At 71.9% G+C, this 20,036-nt stretch carries 15 protein-coding genes; 6 read left to right on the plus strand and 9 right to left on the minus strand.

The genetic code is table 11. The features are described from left to right. Positions 1–260: 260 nt before the first annotated feature. Positions 261–1,364 carry a chitinase gene (locus ACFYMO_RS05990; RefSeq protein WP_366772801.1) on the plus strand — a complete coding sequence of 368 codons (1,104 nt, stop codon included), beginning with the start codon at positions 261–263 and terminating at the stop codon, positions 1,362–1,364. Positions 1,365–1,465: 101 nt separating this feature from the next. Here the strand turns inward: ACFYMO_RS05990 and ACFYMO_RS05995 are convergent, their stop codons facing one another. The 6 genes from ACFYMO_RS05995 to ACFYMO_RS06020 form a co-directional block, all read right to left on the minus strand. After that, complete coding sequence (locus ACFYMO_RS05995) at positions 1,466–2,011, minus strand: GNAT family N-acetyltransferase (protein WP_388544506.1); 546 nt, start codon at positions 2,009–2,011, stop codon at positions 1,466–1,468. Between the two features lie 187 nt (positions 2,012–2,198). Further along, positions 2,199–3,089, minus strand: coding sequence for a carbohydrate ABC transporter permease (locus tag ACFYMO_RS06000; RefSeq protein WP_366772803.1), 891 nt, complete (start codon positions 3,087–3,089; stop codon positions 2,199–2,201). Further along, positions 3,086–4,480, minus strand: coding sequence for an ABC transporter permease subunit (locus ACFYMO_RS06005; protein ID WP_388544509.1), 1,395 nt, complete (start codon positions 4,478–4,480; stop codon positions 3,086–3,088). Before ACFYMO_RS06005 ends, ACFYMO_RS06000 begins: the two co-directional genes overlap by 4 nt. A gap of 7 nt (positions 4,481–4,487) precedes the next feature. Then, entirely contained in the window at positions 4,488–5,822 is a 1,335-nt protein-coding gene (locus tag ACFYMO_RS06010) for an ABC transporter substrate-binding protein (protein ID WP_366772805.1), read from the minus strand. Then, positions 5,819–7,489, minus strand: a complete 1,671-nt coding sequence (locus tag ACFYMO_RS06015; protein WP_366772806.1) for an alpha-amylase family glycosyl hydrolase — start codon at positions 7,487–7,489, stop codon at positions 5,819–5,821. Before ACFYMO_RS06015 ends, ACFYMO_RS06010 begins: the two co-directional genes overlap by 4 nt. Positions 7,490–7,685: 196 nt before the next feature. Then, positions 7,686–8,981, minus strand: coding sequence for an ABC transporter substrate-binding protein (locus ACFYMO_RS06020; RefSeq protein ID WP_366772807.1), 1,296 nt, complete (start codon positions 8,979–8,981; stop codon positions 7,686–7,688). 173 nt (positions 8,982–9,154) lie between these two features. On the opposite strand from ACFYMO_RS06020, the gene ACFYMO_RS06025 reads away from it, so the two are divergent. Genes ACFYMO_RS06025 through ACFYMO_RS06035 form a run of 3 tightly spaced genes read left to right on the plus strand, consistent with a single transcriptional unit; the run spans position 9,155 to position 12,931 of the window. Beyond that, a complete protein-coding gene (locus tag ACFYMO_RS06025) occupies positions 9,155–9,679 on the plus strand; it encodes a PadR family transcriptional regulator (RefSeq protein WP_019359665.1) in 525 nt (174 codons plus the stop codon). Next, positions 9,676–10,485, plus strand: a complete 810-nt coding sequence (locus tag ACFYMO_RS06030; protein WP_388544513.1) for an ABC transporter ATP-binding protein — start codon at positions 9,676–9,678, stop codon at positions 10,483–10,485. Before ACFYMO_RS06025 ends, ACFYMO_RS06030 begins: the two co-directional genes overlap by 4 nt. A gap of 13 nt (positions 10,486–10,498) precedes the next feature. Further along, a complete protein-coding gene (locus tag ACFYMO_RS06035) occupies positions 10,499–12,931 on the plus strand; it encodes an FtsX-like permease family protein (RefSeq protein WP_366772809.1) in 2,433 nt (810 codons plus the stop codon). A gap of 205 nt (positions 12,932–13,136) precedes the next feature. Here the strand turns inward: ACFYMO_RS06035 and ACFYMO_RS06040 are convergent, their stop codons facing one another. Together ACFYMO_RS06040 and ACFYMO_RS06045 are read right to left on the minus strand one after the other, a co-directional pair. Continuing rightward, positions 13,137–13,817: a response regulator gene (locus tag ACFYMO_RS06040; protein ID WP_388544516.1), complete on the minus strand. Its 681-nt coding sequence runs from the start codon at positions 13,815–13,817 to the stop codon at positions 13,137–13,139. After that, the gene (locus ACFYMO_RS06045) at positions 13,814–15,118 is read right to left on the minus strand and encodes a sensor histidine kinase (RefSeq protein WP_388544519.1); all 1,305 of its coding nucleotides are present in this window, start codon (positions 15,116–15,118) and stop codon (positions 13,814–13,816) included. Before ACFYMO_RS06045 ends, ACFYMO_RS06040 begins: the two co-directional genes overlap by 4 nt. Positions 15,119–15,331: 213 nt before the next feature. Between ACFYMO_RS06045 and ACFYMO_RS06050 the strand changes: the two genes are divergently transcribed. Both ACFYMO_RS06050 and ACFYMO_RS06055 read left to right on the plus strand, forming a co-directional pair. Next, complete coding sequence (locus tag ACFYMO_RS06050; protein ID WP_366772812.1) at positions 15,332–16,036, plus strand: ABC transporter ATP-binding protein; 705 nt, start codon at positions 15,332–15,334, stop codon at positions 16,034–16,036. Positions 16,037–16,116: 80 nt separating this feature from the next. Next, the gene (locus tag ACFYMO_RS06055; protein WP_388544522.1) at positions 16,117–18,393 is read left to right on the plus strand and encodes an ABC transporter permease; all 2,277 of its coding nucleotides are present in this window, start codon (positions 16,117–16,119) and stop codon (positions 18,391–18,393) included. A gap of 353 nt (positions 18,394–18,746) precedes the next feature. On the opposite strand, the gene ACFYMO_RS06060 is transcribed toward ACFYMO_RS06055, so the two are convergent. Continuing rightward, a complete protein-coding gene (locus ACFYMO_RS06060; RefSeq protein ID WP_388544525.1) occupies positions 18,747–19,757 on the minus strand; it encodes a serine hydrolase in 1,011 nt (336 codons plus the stop codon). Between the last annotated feature and the right edge of the window lie 279 nt (positions 19,758–20,036).

The raw sequence follows: 20,036 nt of genomic DNA on the forward strand, positions 1-20,036 counted from the left end.
CCCTGGCCACGGCTCGCCGTTCGCCCGTCGTCCGCCGTCCCGTTCCGCACGTCCACCGCCAGTTCGCCTGCTCTGTCCGCATCCGCTGCCCGAGGGCCGGGTCAGCGCCTGGTGTGTTCGATGCGGGTGAGCGGCGAACGGTTCTCCGGCGGGAGGGGAAATCGCTGCGCACTCAGCGCATTATGGTCCAGACCTATTGACGAATGGTCTGGACCGCAGAACTCTTTGGGGAACCCCACACCAGGCGGAGGGAACACGCCATGCACCCAGCGCCCGCGCGCAGACGACGCCCCCGGTACCTGCTCGGTATCGGCGTGGTGGTCGCCTGTGTCGTCCAGCTCCTCACCGCCGCGGCCCCGCACGCGGCCGAACGCCCGCACCCCGCGGCACCGGACGGCCGGGCCGCCGAGACCTGCCCGGTGCAGGGCAAGCCGTCCGGAAAGGTCCTCCAGGGCTACTGGGAGAACTGGGACGGCGCCGCCAACGGCGTCCATCCGCCCTTCGGCTGGACTCCCGTCACCGACTCCCGGATCCGCTCCCACGGCTACAACGTCCTCAACGCGGCCTTCCCCGTCATCCGTTCGGACGGCACCGTGCTGTGGGAGGACGGCATGGACTCCACCGTCAAGGTCGCCAGCCCGGCCGAGATGTGCCGGGCCAAGGAGCAGGGCCAGACGCTGCTGATGTCCATCGGCGGTGCCACGGCGGGCATCGACCTCAGCTCGCGCGCCGTCGCCGACCGGTTCGTGGAGACCATCGTGCCGATCCTGAAGGAGTACAACTTCGACGGCATCGACATCGACATCGAAACCGGCCTCACCGGCAGCGGCGACATCAGCCGGCTCTCGACCTCGCAGGCCAACCTCGTCCACATCATCGACGGCGTCCTGGACCGGATGCCGCCGCAGTTCGGCCTGACGATGGCGCCCGAGACGGCGTATGTCACCGGCGGCAGCGTCGTGTACGGCTCGATCTGGGGCGCATACCTCCCGATCGTCAAGAAGTACGCCGACAACGGCCGGCTGTGGTGGCTGAACATGCAGTACTACAACGGCAGCATGTACGGCTGCAGCGGCGACTCCTACTCCGCGGGCACCGTCCAGGGCTTCACGGCGCAGACCGACTGCCTCGACAGAGGCCTGGTGATCCAGGGCACCACGATCCGCGTGCCCTACGACAAGCAGGTCCCCGGTCTGCCCGCGCAGCCCGGCGCGGGCGGCGGCCACCTGGCGCCCTCCCAGGTCGCCCAGGCGTGGCATCACTACGACGGCCGGCTCAAAGGCCTGATGACCTGGTCACTGAACTGGGACGGCTCGAAGAACTGGACCTTCGGCGACAACGTCAAGGCGCTCCAGGGCCGTTGACGGACCGGCCGGGGCTCCGGCGGCCCGGGCTGACCCGGGCCGCCGGAGGGCAGAGCTGATCCTGCTGCCGTGCCGACCAGCCGGCAGGGATCCGGTTGCCCCTACCGGCTCTCCGGTTCCGCTTTCCAGTCCTCGACGAGGAGCCCGAGCACCACCTCGTCCAGGAACTCGCCCAGCACCCAGGCCGACGAGCGCAGCACGCCCTCGCGCACGAAGCCGTTGCGCTCCGCGGAGCGCAGCATCGCGGTGTTGTCCGGCAGCGTCTCGACCTGCAGTCGCCGCAGGCTGCGCACGACGAAGCCGTAGTGGCACAGCGCCGCGACCACGTCGGTGCCGTAGCCCTTGCCGCGCGCGGACGGCAGCAGCCCCAGGCCGATGTGCGCGGACCGGTGGTGGCTGTCGATGCCCCACAGCGTCGCGGTGCCGATGAGGGTGCCGCCCTCCAGCTCGACCACGGAGAACTGGACCCACCCCTGCGCGGTGTCGTCCACCACGAGCCGCGGGTCCTTGGTGCCGGGTGTGAGCGGCCGCCAGGGCTCGCCCTCCGCCCGTGCTGCGTTGACCACGTCGTCGTAGAGCTCGGTCCGCAGGACCGGGATGTCTTCCTCGTGCCGGGCCCTGAGCCCGATCGTTCGCCCTCTCAGCACACGAGCTTCCTATCCGAGCGGACAGCGCACGGGCAACCGAATAGTTCCGGGCCCTGCGTGCGGCATGCGGGGCGCTCCGCGGCTCCGCGAAGACGTCCGGCCCGACCAGTGGCGGGCACTGGCCGGGCTGCGAGAGGGCGGCAACCGGTCGGTCGGCCGACGCGGTCCAGCTCAGCTCATCTGCGGGTCACTTCACCGAGCCGGCCATGACCCCCTGGACGAAGTGCCGCTGGAAGGCGAAGAAGACCGCCACCGGCACCACGAGGGACAGGAAGGCGCCGGGCGCCAGCACGCCGATGTTGCTGCCGAACTGCCGCATCTCCGACTGCAGGGCCACCGTCAGCGGCTGCGACTGGCTGTCGGCGAAGATCAGCGACACCAGCATGTCGTTCCACACCCACAGGAACTGGAAGATCGCCAGGGACGCGATCGCCGGACGGCCCAGCGGAAGCACCAGCCGGACGAAGATCCGCCACTCGCTGCCGCCGTCCATCCGGGCGGCCTCCAGCATCTCGCGCGGGATCTCCGCGAAGTAGTTCCGCAGCAGGAAGACGGCGAACGGCAGCCCGTAGGCGACGTGGAAGAGGACCACGCCCGGGATCGTGCCGAAGAGCCCCACCGCGCCGAACATCTTGGCCACCGGCAGCAGGCCGACCTGGACGGGCACCACGAGCATGCCCACCACGACCAGGAAGATCGCGTCCCGGCCGGGGAAGTCCAGCCAGGCGAAGGCGTATCCGGCCAGCGCCGCCACCACCACGACGGTGACCGTGGCGGGCACCGAGATCATGACGGTGTTCCAGAAGGAGTCGACGATGCCCGAGTTCTCCAGCAGCGCACTGTAGCCATCGAAGGACAGGCTGCCGGGGTCGGTGAGAGCGTTCCACCAGCCGCTGGCCGCATTGTCCTCGTCCGGTCGCAGTGAGCCGATGAAGAGCCCGAAGGCCGGGGTGAGCCACAGCAGTCCGACGACCACGAGGAGGAACTGCACCAGGCCGCGGCTCAGTTGCCGCAGCAGCCAGGTCACCGGCCGCGCTCGCCCGGGCCTGGTGGGAGCCGAGGTGGGGAGGGCGGTCATGAGTTGCTCCTGCGGAAGCGTCGAATGTTGAGGATCATGGCGGGTACCACCAGAAGCAGCAGCAGGACGCCGAGCGCACTTCCCAGGCCCTGGTTGTTGCCGCCGCCGAAGGAGACCAGCCACATCTGCAGCGCCAGGACGTTGGCGTCCTGCTGCACCGGACCGGGGGCGATGATGTAGACGAGGTCGAAGACCTTCATCACATTGATCACCTGGGTCACGAAGACCACCCCGAGCACGGGGGCCAGCAGCGGCACGGTGATCCTGCGGAAGATCTGCCACTCGTTCGCGCCGTCGATCTTGGCGGCCTCGATCACATCCCGCGGCATGGCGGAGAGCCCCGCCCCGATCAGCACCAGCGCGAAGCCCGTCCAGATCCACAGGTAGGCGCCGATGATCGCCGGGGTGATGAGAGTGGGACCGAGCCACTCCACGCCCCCGTAGGGCTCGGCGAAGTTCTTCGCGGGCAGCCGGACGGCGTAGTCGCCGCCCGAGAGGCCCTGGAAGCGGTAGGAACCGTCGGCCGCGGTGGTCGTCTCGGCCACGACCTTCCCGTACGCGTCGACCGCCTCCAGCGCCAGTTGCGGCAGGCCCTTCTCCTTCGGGTCCACCTGTCCCGGCCTGCCACCGCCGCCGAGGGTGAAGTCCACCCAGACCACGCCGCGCAGCTCGTCACCGCCGGCGGTGGCCTTCGACGCGGCGCGCGCGGGCTCGGCGTCCTCGGGCAGGTCCTTGGGCGGGACGCCGACCAGGCCGAGGTTGACCGTGTTGCCCGGCGACGCCTTGTCCTTCGTCGTGTACGCACCGCCCTTGTCCTTGGCCAGCGCGGTGGCGTCCTTGGGGCGCGCGTTCGGATAGCCGGCGCTCTCGTCGAAGGCGTCGTGCACACCGACGGCGACCGCGTTCAGCACACCCCGGTCGGGGTCCTGCTCGTAGACGACGCGGAAGATGATGCCCGCGGCGAGGAAGGAGATCGCCATCGGCATGAACAGCACCAGCTTGAACGCGGTGGCCCAGCGGATCTTCTCCGTCAGCACGGCGAGGATCAGGCCGAGCCCGGTCAGCACCAGCGGCGCGATGACGACCCAGATGGTGGTGTTGCGTATCGCCTTGAGCGTGGCCGGGTCACGGAACATCTCCGTGTAGTTCTCCACGCCGACGAAGCGTGTGCCCGAGGCGTCGAAGAGGCTGCGCCCGGCGGTGAAGAGGATCGGGTACGCGACCAGGGCCCCGAGCAGCAGCAGCGCGGGGAGCAGGAAGAGCAGGGCGATCAGGCGCCGGCGGTGCGCGGCCCGGCGGCGCGGGCTGTCCTTCGGTTCGCCGGCGGCCGGCCCCGGCCCGCCCGGCAGCGGTGCCGGGCGGTCGGGGGCCTGCACAGGAGTGGCTGGCATCCGGGCCTCAGTCCTTGTACGCCTTGGCCGCGGCGGCCTCGAGCTTGCGGGCCGTGCCCTTGGGGTCGGACGGGTCGCGCAGGAAGTCCTGCAGCAGCTTCCACTCGCCGGTGCCGGCGGTGCCGCCGAAGGCGGCCGGTGCCTGGTCCGACATGTCGAAGCGGACTGCGTTCCCGGCCTTGATCAGCGAGTCGGCGGTCTTGCGGGTGACGTCGTCCTGGTACGCCTCCGGCTTCACGCTCTTGTTGGGGGAGAGGAAGCCTCCGGCCCCGGCCCAGATCTCGGCGGCCTCGGGCGTCGCGAGGAACTCGACGAGCTTCATCCCGGCCTTGCGGTGCTTGCCGGACTTGAGGACCGTGGCCGCGTCACCGCCGCCGACCACCGGCGGCTTCCCGTCCGCGACCGCGGGGAAGGGGAAGAACTTCGCGTCCTCGCCGACCTTCTTCTTCAGGTCCCCGGAGATGGTGGCGCCCACGAAGTCGCCCTCGTAGACCATCCCGGCCTTGGGGTCGTCGCCGAAGACCTGCTCGACGGACTCGGGGAAGGTGGTGCGCAGCGCGCCCTTGCCGCCGCCGGCGACCAGCTTCTTGTCCTTGAACAGCTCGGAGAGGGTGGTCAGGGCCTTGACCACGCTCGGGTCGGTCCAGGAGATCTTGTGCGCCGCGAGCTTGTCGTAGTTCTCGGGTCCCGCCTGGGAGAGGTAGATGTTCTCGAACCAGTCGGTGAGGGTCCAGCCGTCCTCTCCGGCGACGGAGAAGGCGGGCAGCCCGGAGTCGGAGACCGTCCGCCCGGCCTTGAGCATCGCGTCCCAGCTCTTCGGTGGCTGGACGCCGGCCTGCGAGAGGGCGTCGGGGCTGTACCAGACCGTCGACTTGTTGGAAGCCTTGAAGTAGAGGCCGTAGTACTTGTCGCCGATGGTGCCGTAGTCCTGCCACACCGGTGCGAAGTTGCTCTCGGCCGTGTCCCGGACCTTGGCGGACAGCGGCTGGAGCCAGCCCTTGCCGGCGAACTGCTTGAGCACGCCGGGCTGCGGCACCATCACCACGTCGGGTGCGTTCCCGCCCTCGATCTTGCTGCCGACCACGGTGGAGACGTTGTCGCCGGTGGAGATGAACTTGGTGGTGGCGCCGGTCTTCTCGGAGAAGGCGTCCAGCACCTTCTTGAAGTTCTTCTGCTCGGTGCCGGTCCACACCCCGGCGACCGTGACCGTCTGGCCCTTCAGCTCCTGGGAGCCCGAGCCGGAGCTGCTGTCGCTGCCGCCGCAGGCGGTCGCGGTGAGGGCGAGGCCGAGCGCCGCGGCGGTGGCCGTCGCTGTCCGTCGTCTGGTGCGGGTGCTGCTCATGGTGTGTTTCCCTTCGGGGAGTGTGCGGAGTGGTCGGGCAGATCGCTGATCCACCAGGCGGTGGTGGAGCCGGGAAGGATTCCCGGTGGGCAGTCCCCGCTGGCGAGCAGCGGAGTTCCGGTGACGGGCGCCGGTACCGGGTCGAGGCCGAAGTTGACCGCGCAGACCAGGCCGTCGCCGCGGACGAAGGCCAGGACCTGGGGTTCGGTCTCCAGCCAGCGCAGGCTTCCCTCGCCGAGCTGCGGCAGACCGCGGCGCAGCTGCAGCCCGTCGCGGTAGAGGTGCCAGAAGGAGCGGGTGTCGGCGAGCGCCCGTTCGGTGGCGTGCTCGGCGAACCATTCGGGCTGCGGCAGCCACGGCCGCGCGGTGCTGTCGGTGGTGGTGAAGCCGAACGGCGAGGCGTGTCCGGACCACGGCAGCGGCACCCGGCAGCCGTCCCGGATGTGCCGGCGGCTGCCGGTCCTGAGGTAGATGGGGTCGGTGAGCACCTCGTCGGGCAGGTCGACCACCTCGGGCAGGCCCAGTTCCTCGCCCTGGTAGATGTAGGCGGCGCCGGGCAGCGCCAGCATCAGCAGCGCGGCGGCCCGGGCGCGGGCGGGACCGACGGTGGTGCTCTCCCCGGCGTACCGGGTGACCGTCCTGACCTGGTCGTGGTTGTTGAGCACCCAGGTGACGGTGGTGCCGGTGCCGGCGATGTCGGTGAGCGCCTCGGAGATGGCCTTCCGGAAGGCGTCCACGTCCCATTCGGCGCTGAGCAGGTCGAAGAAGAACGCCTGGTGCAGTTCGTCCGCGCGGACGTACTCGGCGTGCTCGCGGGCGGTCGGCACCGACACCTCGCCGACCAGCAGCCGGTCGGCCCCGTCCCGCGCGGCGTACTCGTCGCACACCGCCCGCCAGTCGCGCCACACCTGGTGCACCTCGGGCTGGTTCCAGGCCAGGGGGTTGACCGAGTCGCGGGCGCGCTCGTCCGCCTCGGGGTCGGGGGAGTCGGGGAGTGCTGGGTGTTTGTACAGACCCGCGGCGACGTCGATGCGGAAGCCGTCGACGCCGCGGTCCAGCCAGAAGCGCAGTACGTCGGTGAATTCGCTGCCCACCCGCGGATCGCGCCAGTTGAGGTCGGGCTGGTCGGGGGTGAACAGGTGCAGATACCACTGGCCGGGGCGGCCGTCCGGTTCGGTCACCCGGGACCAGGCGGGGCCACCGAACATGGCGCGCCAGTTGTTGGGCGGCAGCGCGCCGTCCGGTCCGCGCCCGTCGGCGAAGTGGAAGCGGGCGCGGTCCAGCCCGCCGGGGCGGTCCGCGAGCGCGGCGCGGAACCAGGGATGCCGGCTGGAGCAGTGGTTGGGGACGATGTCGAGCACGATGCGCACGCCGAGCCGGTGGGCGTCCGCCACCAGGAGGTCGAACTCCCGCAGGTCGCCGAAGAGCGGGTCCACGTCGCGGTAGTCGGCGACGTCGTAGCCGTGGTCGTGGTGCGGCGAGGGATAGAACGGGCTGAGCCAGACTCCGTCCACGCCCAGCTTCTTGAGGTACGGGAGTCCGGCCCGGACCCCGGCCAGGTCTCCGACGCCGTCCCCGGTGCTGTCGAGGAAGCTGCGGACGTAGACCTGGTAGATCACCGCGTCGCGCCACCAGCGCTGGGATGTGGTGGCCGTGGCTATGTGCATGCGTGGCGCCTGTTCTCGTTGATCGCACGTTATGCATGCATGTTATGTAGCCATGTCGAACAGGTGTCAATGAGTTGACGTGAAACTCCGCGGTAACATGCGGGTATTGCCCAGGTATGCCCAACGATTCCTGGGTCTGGTGCTACTGAACGCGTAAGTAGCCGGGAGAGGAGAGAGGGAACTGCGGTGCGGATGTTCAGCCGCGGCGGACGATCGCCTCGAGCTCCCGCTCCAGCCGGGCCACCGCCTGCTTCGGCGTCACCCGCTGCGCCATCGCGTCGTGCACGACGGCCTGCACCGCCAGATTCACCTGCTCGTACCGAGGGCTCTTGGGCCGCGGCTGGGCCGCGAGCACGCTCTTGCGGAGCGTGGGCAGATACGGATACCGGCGCACCAGCGCCGGATCGGTGTAGAGGTCGGCCCACACCGGCGGCAGCGCGCCCTCGGTCAGCACCCGCCGCTGGACTTTTTCACTGGTCAGATAGCTCAACAGCGCTGCGGCCGACGCCTTGTGCCGGGAGTGCGCGTTGACGGCGAGGTTGGAGCCGCCCAGCACCCCGGCCGCCGGCCCGTCGGGCCCGGGCAGCGGCACCACCCCGAACTTCCCCGCGACCTTCGAGTCGGCGGCGCCGGCCGTCTTGTGCACATACGGCCAGTTGCGCAGGAAGAGCAGCTTCCCCTCCTGGAAGGCGCGGCGGGACTCCTCCTCCTTGTAGGCGAGCGCCTCCTTCGGGATCCACCCCTCCCGCACGCCCCGGGCCAGGAAGCCGATACCGACCCGGGCGGCGGGGGAGTCCACCGTGACCCGCTCCCCCTCGTCGGCGAGGAAGGAGCCGCCTGCCGACCGCACGGCCTCGACCGCGTTGACCGTGAGCCCCTCGTAGGGCAGGAACTGCCCCGCGTAGCCGTCCAGTCCGTACTTCGGCGCGACCGTCTTCGCGAGCCGCTCCAGCTCCGCCCAGGTGCGCGGCGGCGCCTCGCCCTCCCGTTCCAGGATGTCCTTGCGGTAGTAGAGCAGGCCCGCGTTGGTCACATACGGCAGCGCGTGCAGCCGCCCGCCGAAGGTGGCGGTGTCCACCACGGGCGGCAGGAACCGATCGAGCGGGAAGCGGCCGGAGTCGAGCGGGGCGATCCAGCCCGCGGCGGCGAACTCGGAAGTCCAGGCGACATCGATGTTGAGCACGTCGTACCGGTCGCTGCCCGAGCGCAGGCTCGTCGCCATCTGCGCGCGGACCTCGTCCGCGCCCTCCGGCAGCTCGACCAGCGTGACCTTCTCGGCCGGATGCCCGCGGTTCCAGTCGTCCAGGACGCCGCGCAGATAGCCGGTCAGATCCCCGCCCGTCACCAGCGTCAGCGGCCCGCGGCCCGCCGCGGAACCCGCCCCGGAGGCGCCGACCGCAGGATCACCGGCCCGGCCACCCGCGCCCGTGTACCCGGCCAGGACCAGCACCGCGGCCAGGAGCCCCCTACCCGCGGCTCGCCTCCACCGCATAGGTTCCTCCCTGGCGCACCGGCGCCGACCTGCCCTCGTCGGCGTCCGCCCCTGTATACCTGTTAGGCATGCGCGATACTAGACGTCGCGGACGGATACGGGGGCGATCCGGCTCACAACCAGGGAGCGGACGGCTGACGCGAAGGTAACGGCGACCACGGAGGAGGGCGAGCGTGCGTCTGACCCTGCTGGCGCTGCTCGCCAGGGGCCCGGCCCACGGATACGAACTCAAGCAGGCTCTTGAGAAGCTCCTGGGCGCCGCGTACCCTCAGCCCAACATCGGGCAGGTCTACGTCACCCTCGGCAGACTTGAGAAGGCCGGACTCATCGAAGGCGAGGACATCGCACAGTCGAGCCGGCCGAACAAGCGCACCTACCAGCTCACGGACGCGGGACGGGAAGCGGTGGCCGCGTGGCTCGACGAGCCGACCGAGGAACCCCGGGTACGGGACGAGTTCTTCATGAAGCTCGCCGCCGCCCCCGGCACGGGGATGGCCGACCAGGTCACCCTCATCAACAAGCAGCGCCGCCACTACCTCAACGCGATGCGTGATCTCTCCAGACTCGCCGCGGCCGAGGACCGGGACAACCGGGTCGCACAGCTGCTCATCGAAGGGGCGATGCTGCACCTTCAGGCGGATCTCGACTGGCTCGAGCGCTGCCAGGAGGAGCTGGAACAGCTGGAGGAGCAGGAATGAGCCGCGAGGTTCGGGGGGCGCGGGACGCCGACGGCGAAGGCATACCGGCCCAGGCCGCCACCCCGGTCGTGCTGGCCGAGGACCTGGTCAAGATGCACCGAACCGAGGCCGGCGCCCCCGTCAAAGCCGTACGGGGCGTGGACCTGCGGATCGAACGCGGCGAGTTCGTCGCGATCACCGGCCCGTCCGGAGCGGGCAAGTCCACCCTGCTCCACCTGCTGGGCGGACTGCACAAGCCCGACCGCGGACGCATCTGGCTGGAGGGCGAGCGGGTCGACACCTACAGCGAGGCCCGCTGGGCCGTGCTGCGCAGGCGCCGCATCGGCATCGTCTTCCAGTTCTTCAACCTCATCTCCCACCTGACCGTGGCCGACAACGTCGAACTGCCCGCGCTGCTCGCCGGGAGCACCCCGCGCCAGGCCCGCGCCAAGCGCGCCGAACTGCTCGACGACCTCGGCCTGGAAGGCAGGGAGAACAGCACCCCCGGCGAACTCTCCGGCGGGGAGCAGCAGCGCGTCGCACTCGCCCGCGCGCTGGTCAACCGCTCCAGCCTGCTGCTGGCCGACGAACCCGCCGGCAGCCTGGACAGCAAAGGCACCCGGGAGGTGCTGCGGCTGCTGTCCCGCTACCACCAGCGCGGCCAGACCATCGTCCTGGTCACCCACGACGCGCGCGTGGCCAGCGCAGCGGACCGGGCGATCAGCCTCTTCGACGGCCGGATCGTCGACGATGCGGCACTGGGCGGCGGATCCTCGGCCGGCCGGCCCGCGGGTGGCGTGTCCGGCACGCTCGAGCTGAAGGGCTGACCCGGTGCGGGCCATGGCGCGCTGGGTGCGCGCCGATCTGCGGGCGCGCCGCGGCGAGGCGCTGTTCCTTCTCCTCGCCACCGCCGGGGTCACCATGTCCCTGCTGCTGTCGGGCGCGTTCCTCGCCTACGGGGCCAGCCCCTGGCAGCGGGTGTTCACCGAGTCCAACGGCGCGCACATCTGGATCCAGACCACGACCGAGGCCGACGCGGGCGCACTGGCCGGACTCGAAGGCGTGGAGTCCGCCTCCCGCGCGTTCCGCACCGCGTCCGCCACCGCGGAGCTCGGCGGCACCAGGGCGAGGATCCAGCTCCGCGGCGCAGGCCCCGAACCGCCGAAAGTGGCCCGCCCGCTGATCACCGAGGGCCGCTGGCTCCAGGAGGACGACGCGGCCGGTACCGGCCGGCGGACCCCGACCGGTACCGCCGCACCGGATGCCGGGGCCCGGCCCCCGCAGGCGGCGCGCCGCAGCACGGACGCGATACGCGCGGCTCCCGCCGAGCGCGCCCCCGCGCACCCGGCCGAGGGCATCGTGCTGGAGAGCTCGCTGGCCCGCGCCCTGTGGGCCGAACCCGGTGACGTGCTGCGCGTTCACGACTCCCGCGGCACCGCGCACGCCCTGCGCGTCACCGGCGTCGCGGAATCCGCCGAGGAGCGGTACAGCCCGGGCCGCGCCCCCGGCATCGGCTGGGTGCTGCCGAACACCCTGCCGCACATCGAGCACGAGGACGACCAGCTCGGGCAGACCATCGGGCTGCGGCTCGACGACCCGGAGGACACCGACTTCGTCGTCCAGCGCGCGGTCACCCAACTCGGCGACGACCGGATCGTCACCGTCTCCACCTGGCAGCAGGCGCGGGAGGAAGCCGAGGGAGGCGGCCGGCTCCTGGGGCTGCTCCTCGGGCTCTTCGGCCTCAGCGCGCTGCTCGCGGCCTCGCTCGCCGTCGCCGGAGCCATCAGCACCAGCATCCGGGGCCACCTGCGGGACATCGCGATCCTCAAGGCCATCGGCTTCACCCCCGGCCAGCTCATCCGCACCTTCTTCCTCGAACACGCAGCGCTCGGTCTGCTCGGTGTGGCCTGCGGCGCCCTGCTCACCGAAGTCCTCGGGCCGCGGATGCCCGGACGGCTCGGCGAAGCCATGCGGCTGTGGCAGGCGCTCCCCGCACACGCCTGGGTGCCGCTGGCGATCCCGCTCGGCGCGCTGCTCCTGATCACCGGTACGACCGCACTCGCCGCCTGGCGCGTCGGCCGGGTCCCGCCGGTACCGGTCGCCCGGCCCGCCACCCCCGCCGTCCGCCGGATGCCCGGCACCGTACGGCGCGCCCTCGGCCTGCGGCTGCCACCCGCGCTCGTCCTCGGCTGGCGGGGCGCCTTCCACTCCCGCGCGCGATCCTGCGCCGCGGTCGCGCGGCTGGCCGTCCCTCTGCTGCTGATCACCATCGTGCTGGGCGCCTGGACCACCCTGGACCGGTTGGAGCACCACCCGGAGAAAGTGGGCATCCCCGCCGCGCTCACCGTGCGCGGCGACAACCTCGACGACGACGCCGCGGCGCGGATGGTCGCCGAGCGGCCTGAGGTGACCGCGGCCTACCCGGGGGCCGAGGCCAAGGCGCTGGTGCCCGGCCAGACCAGCACGATCACGCTACGGGGCCTCGGCATGGACCGGGACCCCTACCCGCTCACCATCGCCGACGGGCGTGCCCCGCACCGGTCCCACGAGGCGGTCGCCGGACAGGGCCTGCTCGACCTGCTGGACGTGCGGGTCGGCGACTGGGTGCGGGTGACGGTCGGCGGCCGTCCGCAGGTGCTGCACCTCGTCGGGCGCAGCATCGAACCGGAGGAGGACGGCCGGGTCATCTCGACCACCCTCGACACCCTGCGCGCGGGCGGTGCCGCTCCGCACCCCGGCTTCTACCACCTCGTCCTGGACCAGGACGCCGACCCCGCCGCCGTCGCCGCCGGACTCTCCTCGGCGGCCGAGGGCCGGGTGGACGTACGGGAGATCCCCAACCCGGTGCACGAACTGCTGCCCGTGCACGGAGTGCTGGGCGGACTGGTGACCGTGCTGGCACTGATCGGCCTGGCCGAACTGTCGACGACGATCGCCGCGGGAGTACGCGACCGGCGCCGGGACCTGCTCGCCCTCCGGGCCGTCGGGCTGACGCCACGGCAGATCATCGCGGTGATCGTGGCCGGGACCAGCTTCACCGCCCTGGCCGCGGCCCTGGTCGGCACGGCGGCGGGCGTCCTCGTGTCGGGATGGCTGATCGACCTGCAGGGCCGCTCCAGCGGCATCGGCGCCGGGATCGCCCAGTACCCTCCGCCCGCGGTACTGCTCCTCCTGGTGGCGGCAGTGGTGACGGGCGCGGTCGCCGTCTCCCTGCTCCCGGCCTCGCGCGCGGTACGGCAGCGCCTCGCTGACACCCTCGGCGACTCCCTCTGACCGCCTGTGGTCTGCTCCGGCCGGCCGGCCCGCCGGGTGTCCCAGCGTCGGCTGGTCCGGGAATCGCGGACGAGGACAGGGCCACAAGTCCGTGTCGATCGTGGTGCCGGCGGGGCAGCGTGGCGACCCGCCGCAGTTCGAGACGGTGCTGGAGAAGGTCGGCCTGCCCCGCATCGGGGCAGGCCGGATCCCCGGCAAGGCGCGCCTACCCGGCTGCCTTGGGGCTGACCAGTCCGGTTTCGTAGGCCGTGACCACGGCCTGGACGCGGTCACGGAGTCGGAGCTTGGCCAGGATGCGGCCGACATGGGTCTTCACGGTCGTCTCGGACAGGAAGAGACGCTCGGCGAGTTCGGCGTTGTTCAGGCCCTGGGCCAGCAGGCGCAGGACTTCCAGTTCGCGTGGGGTGAGCGCTTCCAGGTCGCGGTGCGGGGGGCTGTCGGGGGCGGGCGCGGCGGCGGGGCGCGCGTAGCGCTCGACGAGGCGGCGGGTGATGGCCGGTGCGAGCAGGGCGTCGCCGGTGCGGACCAAGCGGACGGCGGCGACCAGGTGCTCAGGGGTGACGTCCTTGAGCAGGAAGCCGCTGGCTCCGGCGGCGAGCGCGGCGTAGACCAGATCGTCGAGGTCGAAGGTGGTCAGCATGATCACGCGGGGCTCGTCGGGGGCGCCGGTGAGGATGTGGCGGGTGGCCTCCAGGCCGTCCAGCTCGGGCATGCGGATGTCCATCAGGACGACGTCGGGCCGGGTGCGGGCCACGGCCTCGACCGCTTCCTCGCCGTCTGCGGCCTCGGCGACCACCTCGATGCCGTCGGCCATGAGGATCAACCGGAAGCCGGTGCGTACGAGCGCCTGGTCGTCGGCGACCACCACACGCAGAGGCGCATTCACACGGTCTCCACAGGAGGCAGGGGGATGTGGGCCCTGACGCGGTAGCCGCCGGTCAGGCGGCGCCCGGTGTGCAGGGCGCCGTCGTAGACGGACAGGCGCTCGCGCAGGCCGAGCAGGCCGCGGCCGTTGCCGGTGGCCGCAGTGGGCGAGGGGGCGCCGCCGGTATCGGCGATCTCGACCTTCAGGTGGTCGTCGGCGTAGTCGACGTTCACCTTCGCCTGCGCTCCATGGGCGTGCTTGACGGTGTTGGTCAGGGCTTCCTGGACGACGCGATAGGCGGTCAGTCCGATGCCCGAGGGGACGTCGCGTGGGGTGCCGGACATGGTGAGGGTGACGGGCACTCCGGTGTGGCGCATGCGGTCGACGAGGGAATCCAGCTGGTCGAGACCTGGCTGTGGGGTGAGGTCGGGGGCGGTCGGCTGGTCGGGATCCGGTGGGTCGTTCATGGAGAGCAGGCCCATGGTGTGGCGCAGTTCGGTCAGCGCCGAGCGGCCGGCCGCCTCGACGGCGAGGAGGGCCTCGCGGGCCTCGTGGGGAGCGAGGTCCATGACCTTGCGGGCGGCGCCCGCCTGGATGGTCATCATGCTCACGTTGTGCGTGACGACGTCGTGCAACTCGCGCGCGATGCGGGCTCGCTCCTGCTCGGTGGCGCGGCGCAGCTCCTCGGCACGTTCGCGTTCCAGGGCCGACACCCGGTCCTGGCTCGCTGCGGTACGCAGCTTCCAGGTGCGCATGCCGTTCGCCGCGAAGATCAGCGGGATGAGGATGAGCAGCGGGACGTACTGGGTGGGGACGATGGGCGGCGAGGTCATCGCGCCCATGATGCGGGTGTGCTCGTCCGTGCCGATGGTGCACACGGTCACCGGCAGGCTGAGCAGTGCGGCGGCCCGGTAGGGGCTGTAGACGGCGGCCGTGTAGGCGGCGATGACGATCGCGTAGAAGGTGGTCCGCTGTGCGCCGGCCGGCGTCAGCACGGCCGCGGCCGTCACGATCCACAGCACTGCCAGGGGGTATCGGCGGCGGAGGACCAAGGGCGCCCAGGCGAGAACTGTCAGCGCCACCACGGTGATCTCGATGCCGATCTCCGAGCCGAGCACGAGTGTGGCGATGCCGTCGGGCGAGTTGCGCAGCTGTTCCGCGCCGTTGTGCACGGCCCAGTGGAGTACGACGCCGCCGATGGCCAGGGCGAGCAGCACGTCGAAGACCAGGTTGCGCCGGGCAGGGCAGTGCGGCGGACCTGTCGGTCGCCGTAGCAGGGCGATGCCGTCGCTCAGCCTGGCTGCCACGGGCGCTGTGTTCATCGGGCCATTCTCGCCGAGCAGCCCTGCGCCTGGCATCGTTCCCGCAGATCACTCGCGTACGCCGCACGACTACTCCTCAAGGAGGACCCATGCCGGGATGTCGTCCTCGCGTTCCGCCGACATGGGTCCGGCTGCCGACGCGGCGTGGCTCTCCCCGCTCCTAGCGTCGGTCGGGCCCAGCCGGGCGGAACATCCGGACTCGAGGAGAACCCCATGCCCACCACGCCAGTGGTCCAACTGCGCGACGTGAGCCGCCGCTACGACGCAGCTTCCGAGGGACTGCCCGCCCTGCAGGACACCTCCTTGACCGTGCAGGCCGGTGAGGCCGTCGCGATTCTCGGGCCGTCGGGCAGCGGCAAGTCCACACTGCTCAATCTGATCGCGGGCCTGGACCGGCCGGACGCGGGGACGGTCACTGTGGACGGCGTGCGGGTCGACGGGCTCGGTGAAGCGGCGGCGGCCCGCTTCCGGCGGGCCAAGATCGGCATGGTGTTCCAGTTCTTCCATCTGCTCGACGATCTGACCGTCACCGACAATGTGGTGCTGCCCGCCCAACTTGCCGGTATGGCGCGCGGCTCGGCGTACCGGCGGGCGGCGGAGCTCCTGGAGAGCCTGGGCATCGACCGGCATGCCCGCGCCCATCCCGGCCGGCTCTCGGGTGGTGAGCAGCAACGCGTCGCGGTGGCACGGGCGTTGATGAACCGGCCGCCGCTGCTGCTGGCCGACGAGCCGACCGGGGCCCTGGACTCGGCATCCGGCGAGGACGTCAGCGACCTGCTGCGCGCTCTGCACGCCGACGGCCAGACCGTTGTCCTGGTCACCCACGATGTGGCCCTGGCCCAGGCGTGCACGACCCGTACGATCCACCTCGCCGACGGCAGGATCGCTGCCGACTCCTGTGCGGAGGCGGTCCGTTGAGCGCCGGACGCCGAGGGCCGCTGCGTGGACACGCGGGCGCCCTGAGTCGTGTCGTCCGCTCCGGGGTCGGGCGGCGACGCGTGCAGACTTTGGTGATCGCGCTCGCCGCGCTGCTGGCCGTGGCCTCTTCCGTGCTCGCCGGATCGCTGCTTGCTGCCTCCAGCGGGCCGTTCGACGCTGCCTTCGCGCGGCAGGACGGTGCGCACCTGTCCGTGCAGTACGCGCCGGGCACCGGCGACGCCGAACTGCGGGCCACCGGCGACGCCGCCGGGGTGAGTGCCGCGGCGGGTCCCTTCCGTACGGCTACGCTCACCCCGCGCTTCTCCGACGGCTTCCCCGAGGTGCCGATGAGCGTGGTCGGACGAGCCGAGCCGGGCGGAACCGTCGACCGCCTCGCCCTGACCGCGGGCCGATGGGTCACCGGCCGGGGCGAGATCGTGCTGCCGGCCGGCGGCTGGAACTCCTCGGTCGTCGGCCGGCAGGTCACCTTCCCCGATCTGCCGGGCAGTCCGGCCCTCGAGGTGGTCGGCACGGCCCGCTCCGCGACCGGCACCGCCGAAGCCTGGGTCACCCCGGCGCAGCTCACCGCCCTCACCCCGCCCGGGCAGGCGAACGGCCGCCAGATGCTGTACCGCTTCGCCGCGGCGGACACCGCCGGCCAGGTCGCGGCCGGCCGCAAGGCGGTGACCGCACAGCTTCCCGCGAAGGCGGTCGCCGGGTCCCAGTCGTGGCTCACCGTGAAGAAGCACGCCGAACGGGACACGGCGCTCTATGTCCCCTTCCTGGTGGCGTTCGGGGTGCTCGGTCTGGTCATGTCGGTGCTCATCGTGGGCAATGTGGTCGCTACCACGGTCGGCTCCGGCATCCACCGGATCGGCATCCTCAAGGCGATCGGCTTCACTCCCGCCCAGGTCGTACGCGCCTACCTGGGCCAGGCCCTGCTGCCGACGCTCATGGGCACGGCGCTCGGCGTGGTGACGGGTCACCTGCTCGCCGTCCCGATCCCGTCCGACGCCGAAGACGTCTACGGCACCAGCGGGTTGGGGGTGGAGCCGTGGGTGGACGCGGCCGTGATCGCCGGGGTGCTCGGTCTCGTGACCGCGACCGCGTGCGCCGGCGCCTGGCGGGCGGGCCGACTGCGTACCGTCGACGCGCTCGCCACGGGCCGCGGCCGGCAAGCAGGCCGCGGCCGGCGGGCGGCACGCCTGGCGGCACGGCTGCCCGTGCCCCGTCCGGTCGCGCTCGGCCTGACGCGGCCCTTCGCCCGGCCCGCCCGCACTCTGGCCATGGGCACGGCGATCGTGTTCGGCGCCATCGCCGTCACCTTCACGGTGGGCCTGGGCTCCTCTCTCGGAGAGGTGATGGCGGCCCGGGACCACGACGCCGCGGATGTCACCATCGGCGTCCTCCACCCCCCGTTCCCGGGCAAGAAGACGCGGCAGGCCGATCCGAGCAAGGTGATCGGGGAACAGCCCGGCACCCGGGCATACTTCGGCACGGCCACCACCTCGGCGACAGTGGCCGGTGTGTCCGGCTCGACCCGTGTCACCGCGTTCACCGGCGATGCCTCGTGGGCCGGGTACGCGATGGTCGGCGGACGCTGGTTCCACAAGCCCGGGGAGGCCGTCGTACCGACCGGATTCCTCACCGCGACCGGGCGGCAGGTGGGCGACGTCGTCACCCTCGACGGCCGCCGGGCGCCCGTCACGGTGCGCATCGTGGGCGAGATCCTCGACCCTCGCCACGACGGCATGCAGGTGCTCACGGACGCGGCGACGCTCAAGTCCGCCGAACCGGGCCTCGCGCCCACGGCCCACCACATCGCGGTCACGTCCGGTACGGACGCGAGCAGTTACACGGACGCCCTGAACAAGGAACTGCGCCCGCTGGGTCTGACCGCTGACGTGGGCGGCTCCGAGGGCGGAAGCGAGATGGTCGTCACCCTCAACTCCCTGTCCGCGCTGCTGACCCTGATGCTCCTTGCGGTCGCCGCGCTCGGTGTACTGAGCGGTGTGCTCCTCGACATCCGTGAGCGGGTCCGCGAGCTGGGCATCCACAAGGCGCTCGGCATGACTCCGCGCCAGACCACCAGCATGGTCCTCACCTCGGTCGTCGTGACCGGCCTGGCCGGCGGCGCCCTCGGGGTGCCCCTGGGGGTGGCCCTGCACGGCTGGGTGCTGCCCGCGATGGGTGACAGCGCGGGACTGCGCCTGCCGGATACGGTGCTCGCCGTGTATCAGGCGCCGGAGTTGGTGCTCTTGTGCCTGGGCGGGCTGGTCATCGCTGTCCTCGGGGCGCTGTTGCCGGCCCGGTGGGCGGCCCGGATGCGGACGGCTGCCGCCTTGCGCACGGAGTAGGCGCACCGCGGACCACCGCCCGGCGCGGTCATGAGCGAGTCCTCCGCCGTCGGGCACGGACACGCACCCGCCGGAAGTCCCGGACGCCCCGGTCTCCGGGAGACCGGGGCGTCCGGGCTGGGCGCACCTCGGGCGGCTGCCGGCCCGTGGCCAGCCCCTGGGATGCCCCAGTCCTGCCCGCCACGGGGGTGCAGTGCTGACGGTCATCGGGACTCTTGTACAGGCGTTCAGTCCCTCGGTACGAGATTGATGACCGCGGAGCTCCTCGGAGGCCGTCGTGAGGGGATCCCCCAGCGAACAGATGCGGAACATCCACCGGTGGGCTCGACTGCCGGGCCTGCGGCGGGGGGATCTCAGCGGGCCAGCTGCCGGTGGATCGCGCGGGACGCGGCCTCGACGGTGTCGACACCATCGGCCATCGTCCTGTTGTCCTGGGACAGCACGGCGATTCCGTAGTCGTGGCCGCCGTCGGTGAAGGCGCCGACACTGTTGATGCGCCAACCATGGGTGGCACGCGGCAGCCACCCGTTCTTCACCTGCACCGTGGCGTCCTCCGGCGCACCGGCGGGGGTACCCCAGCGCTGGCTGGGAACGACCTCGCCCATCAGGCCGAGCGCGTACGCACGGGATCCGGCGCCCAGCACCCGGTTGCCCGAGGTGAGCAACTCGAGCAGCTTCACCTCATCCCGGGCCGTGACCTGGGTGAGTCCCCAGCTGCCCCGGGGGCCCGGCTCGGTGTCCCGCATACCGGCCAGGTCCAGGAAGTGCTGTACTCCGGCGCGCCCGACCTGGTTCCACAGCGCGCTCGTGGCGTCGTTGTCCGAGGTGGTGATCATGGCAGTGGCGCGCTTCTTCTCTTTCGGTGTGAGCCCGCGGTGGTCTTCCTCGGCATGCCGCAGCAGCGCACCGAGCAAGGTGGCCTTCACGACGCTCGCCGAGTCGTACCCGGTGCTCGCGCGGAACGCGCACGAGGTGCCGGACGAGCGGTCGTACAGCGCGACCGCCGTCGTGCTGTGGTGCGGGCGCAGAGCTGCGGCGACTGCCCGGGAGAGCTTGTGCGCCAGAGCACCGTCGTGCGATCTGCACACCATGTGGGAGTTGCCCACCCGCGCGCGGGCCGTGGTCTTCGCGGCGCCGTCGGCTGCGACGGATGCTCCCGTGCTGTCCGCCGCGGCAGGCGCTCCGGCGGCCGTTCCGCAGAGCAGGACAGCCGCCGTCAGGCCGAGGGCACGACCCGCTCGGCGCCGCTCGCCGGTGCGGCCCGGCCCGTAGGCGGCGCGCCGCCTACGGCCTCCCGCGGCGCCACCGGAGGCCGGGGCCGGGCGTGCAGGACGCAGCGCAGTCGATATTCCGCTCTTCCTCATGCCGTTCTTCCCGTTTCGGTGCGTGGTCCGGGTCGGGACCTGGCGTGCTCGGTGGGACGGGGCCGGCCCCTCGGCCGGAGCGCCGGACGTGTGTCCGTGCCGACGGCTCGCTGTCCGGGGTGCGGGGGCTCCGGGCCGGGACGGGCTTCCGCGCGCTGCCTCAGCGGCTGAGGTGCTGTCGTGCGATGTCCGCGCACGGACTGTCACCGGAGGGATGCGGGGAGACGACCCCGCATCCCCGCCCGACCGAAGAGGCTACGGGGAGTGCGGCGGTCCGGG

This window comes from Streptomyces sp. NPDC007025, from assembly GCF_042869455.1.
Lineage (GTDB): Bacteria > Actinomycetota > Actinomycetes > Streptomycetales > Streptomycetaceae > Streptomyces.

Excerpts from the sequence above, each read along its gene's own strand:
- ACFYMO_RS06005 (WP_388544509.1), bottom strand. The coding sequence starts at position 4,480 with ATGCCAGCCACTCCTGTGCAGGCCCCCGACCGCCCGGCACCGCTGCCG.
- ACFYMO_RS06030 (WP_388544513.1), top strand. The coding sequence starts at position 9,676 with ATGAGCCGCGAGGTTCGGGGGGCGCGGGACGCCGACGGCGAAGGCATA.
- ACFYMO_RS05990 (WP_366772801.1), top strand. The coding sequence starts at position 261 with ATGCACCCAGCGCCCGCGCGCAGACGACGCCCCCGGTACCTGCTCGGT.
- ACFYMO_RS06035 (WP_366772809.1), top strand. The coding sequence starts at position 10,499 with ATGGCGCGCTGGGTGCGCGCCGATCTGCGGGCGCGCCGCGGCGAGGCG.
- ACFYMO_RS06015 (WP_366772806.1), bottom strand. The coding sequence starts at position 7,489 with ATGCACATAGCCACGGCCACCACATCCCAGCGCTGGTGGCGCGACGCG.
- ACFYMO_RS06000 (WP_366772803.1), bottom strand. The coding sequence starts at position 3,089 with ATGACCGCCCTCCCCACCTCGGCTCCCACCAGGCCCGGGCGAGCGCGG.
- ACFYMO_RS06010 (WP_366772805.1), bottom strand. The coding sequence starts at position 5,822 with ATGAGCAGCACCCGCACCAGACGACGGACAGCGACGGCCACCGCCGCG.
- ACFYMO_RS06050 (WP_366772812.1), top strand. The coding sequence starts at position 15,332 with ATGCCCACCACGCCAGTGGTCCAACTGCGCGACGTGAGCCGCCGCTAC.
- ACFYMO_RS06020 (WP_366772807.1), bottom strand. The coding sequence starts at position 8,981 with ATGCGGTGGAGGCGAGCCGCGGGTAGGGGGCTCCTGGCCGCGGTGCTG.
- ACFYMO_RS06060 (WP_388544525.1), bottom strand. The coding sequence starts at position 19,757 with ATGAGGAAGAGCGGAATATCGACTGCGCTGCGTCCTGCACGCCCGGCC.
- ACFYMO_RS06045 (WP_388544519.1), bottom strand. The coding sequence starts at position 15,118 with ATGAACACAGCGCCCGTGGCAGCCAGGCTGAGCGACGGCATCGCCCTG.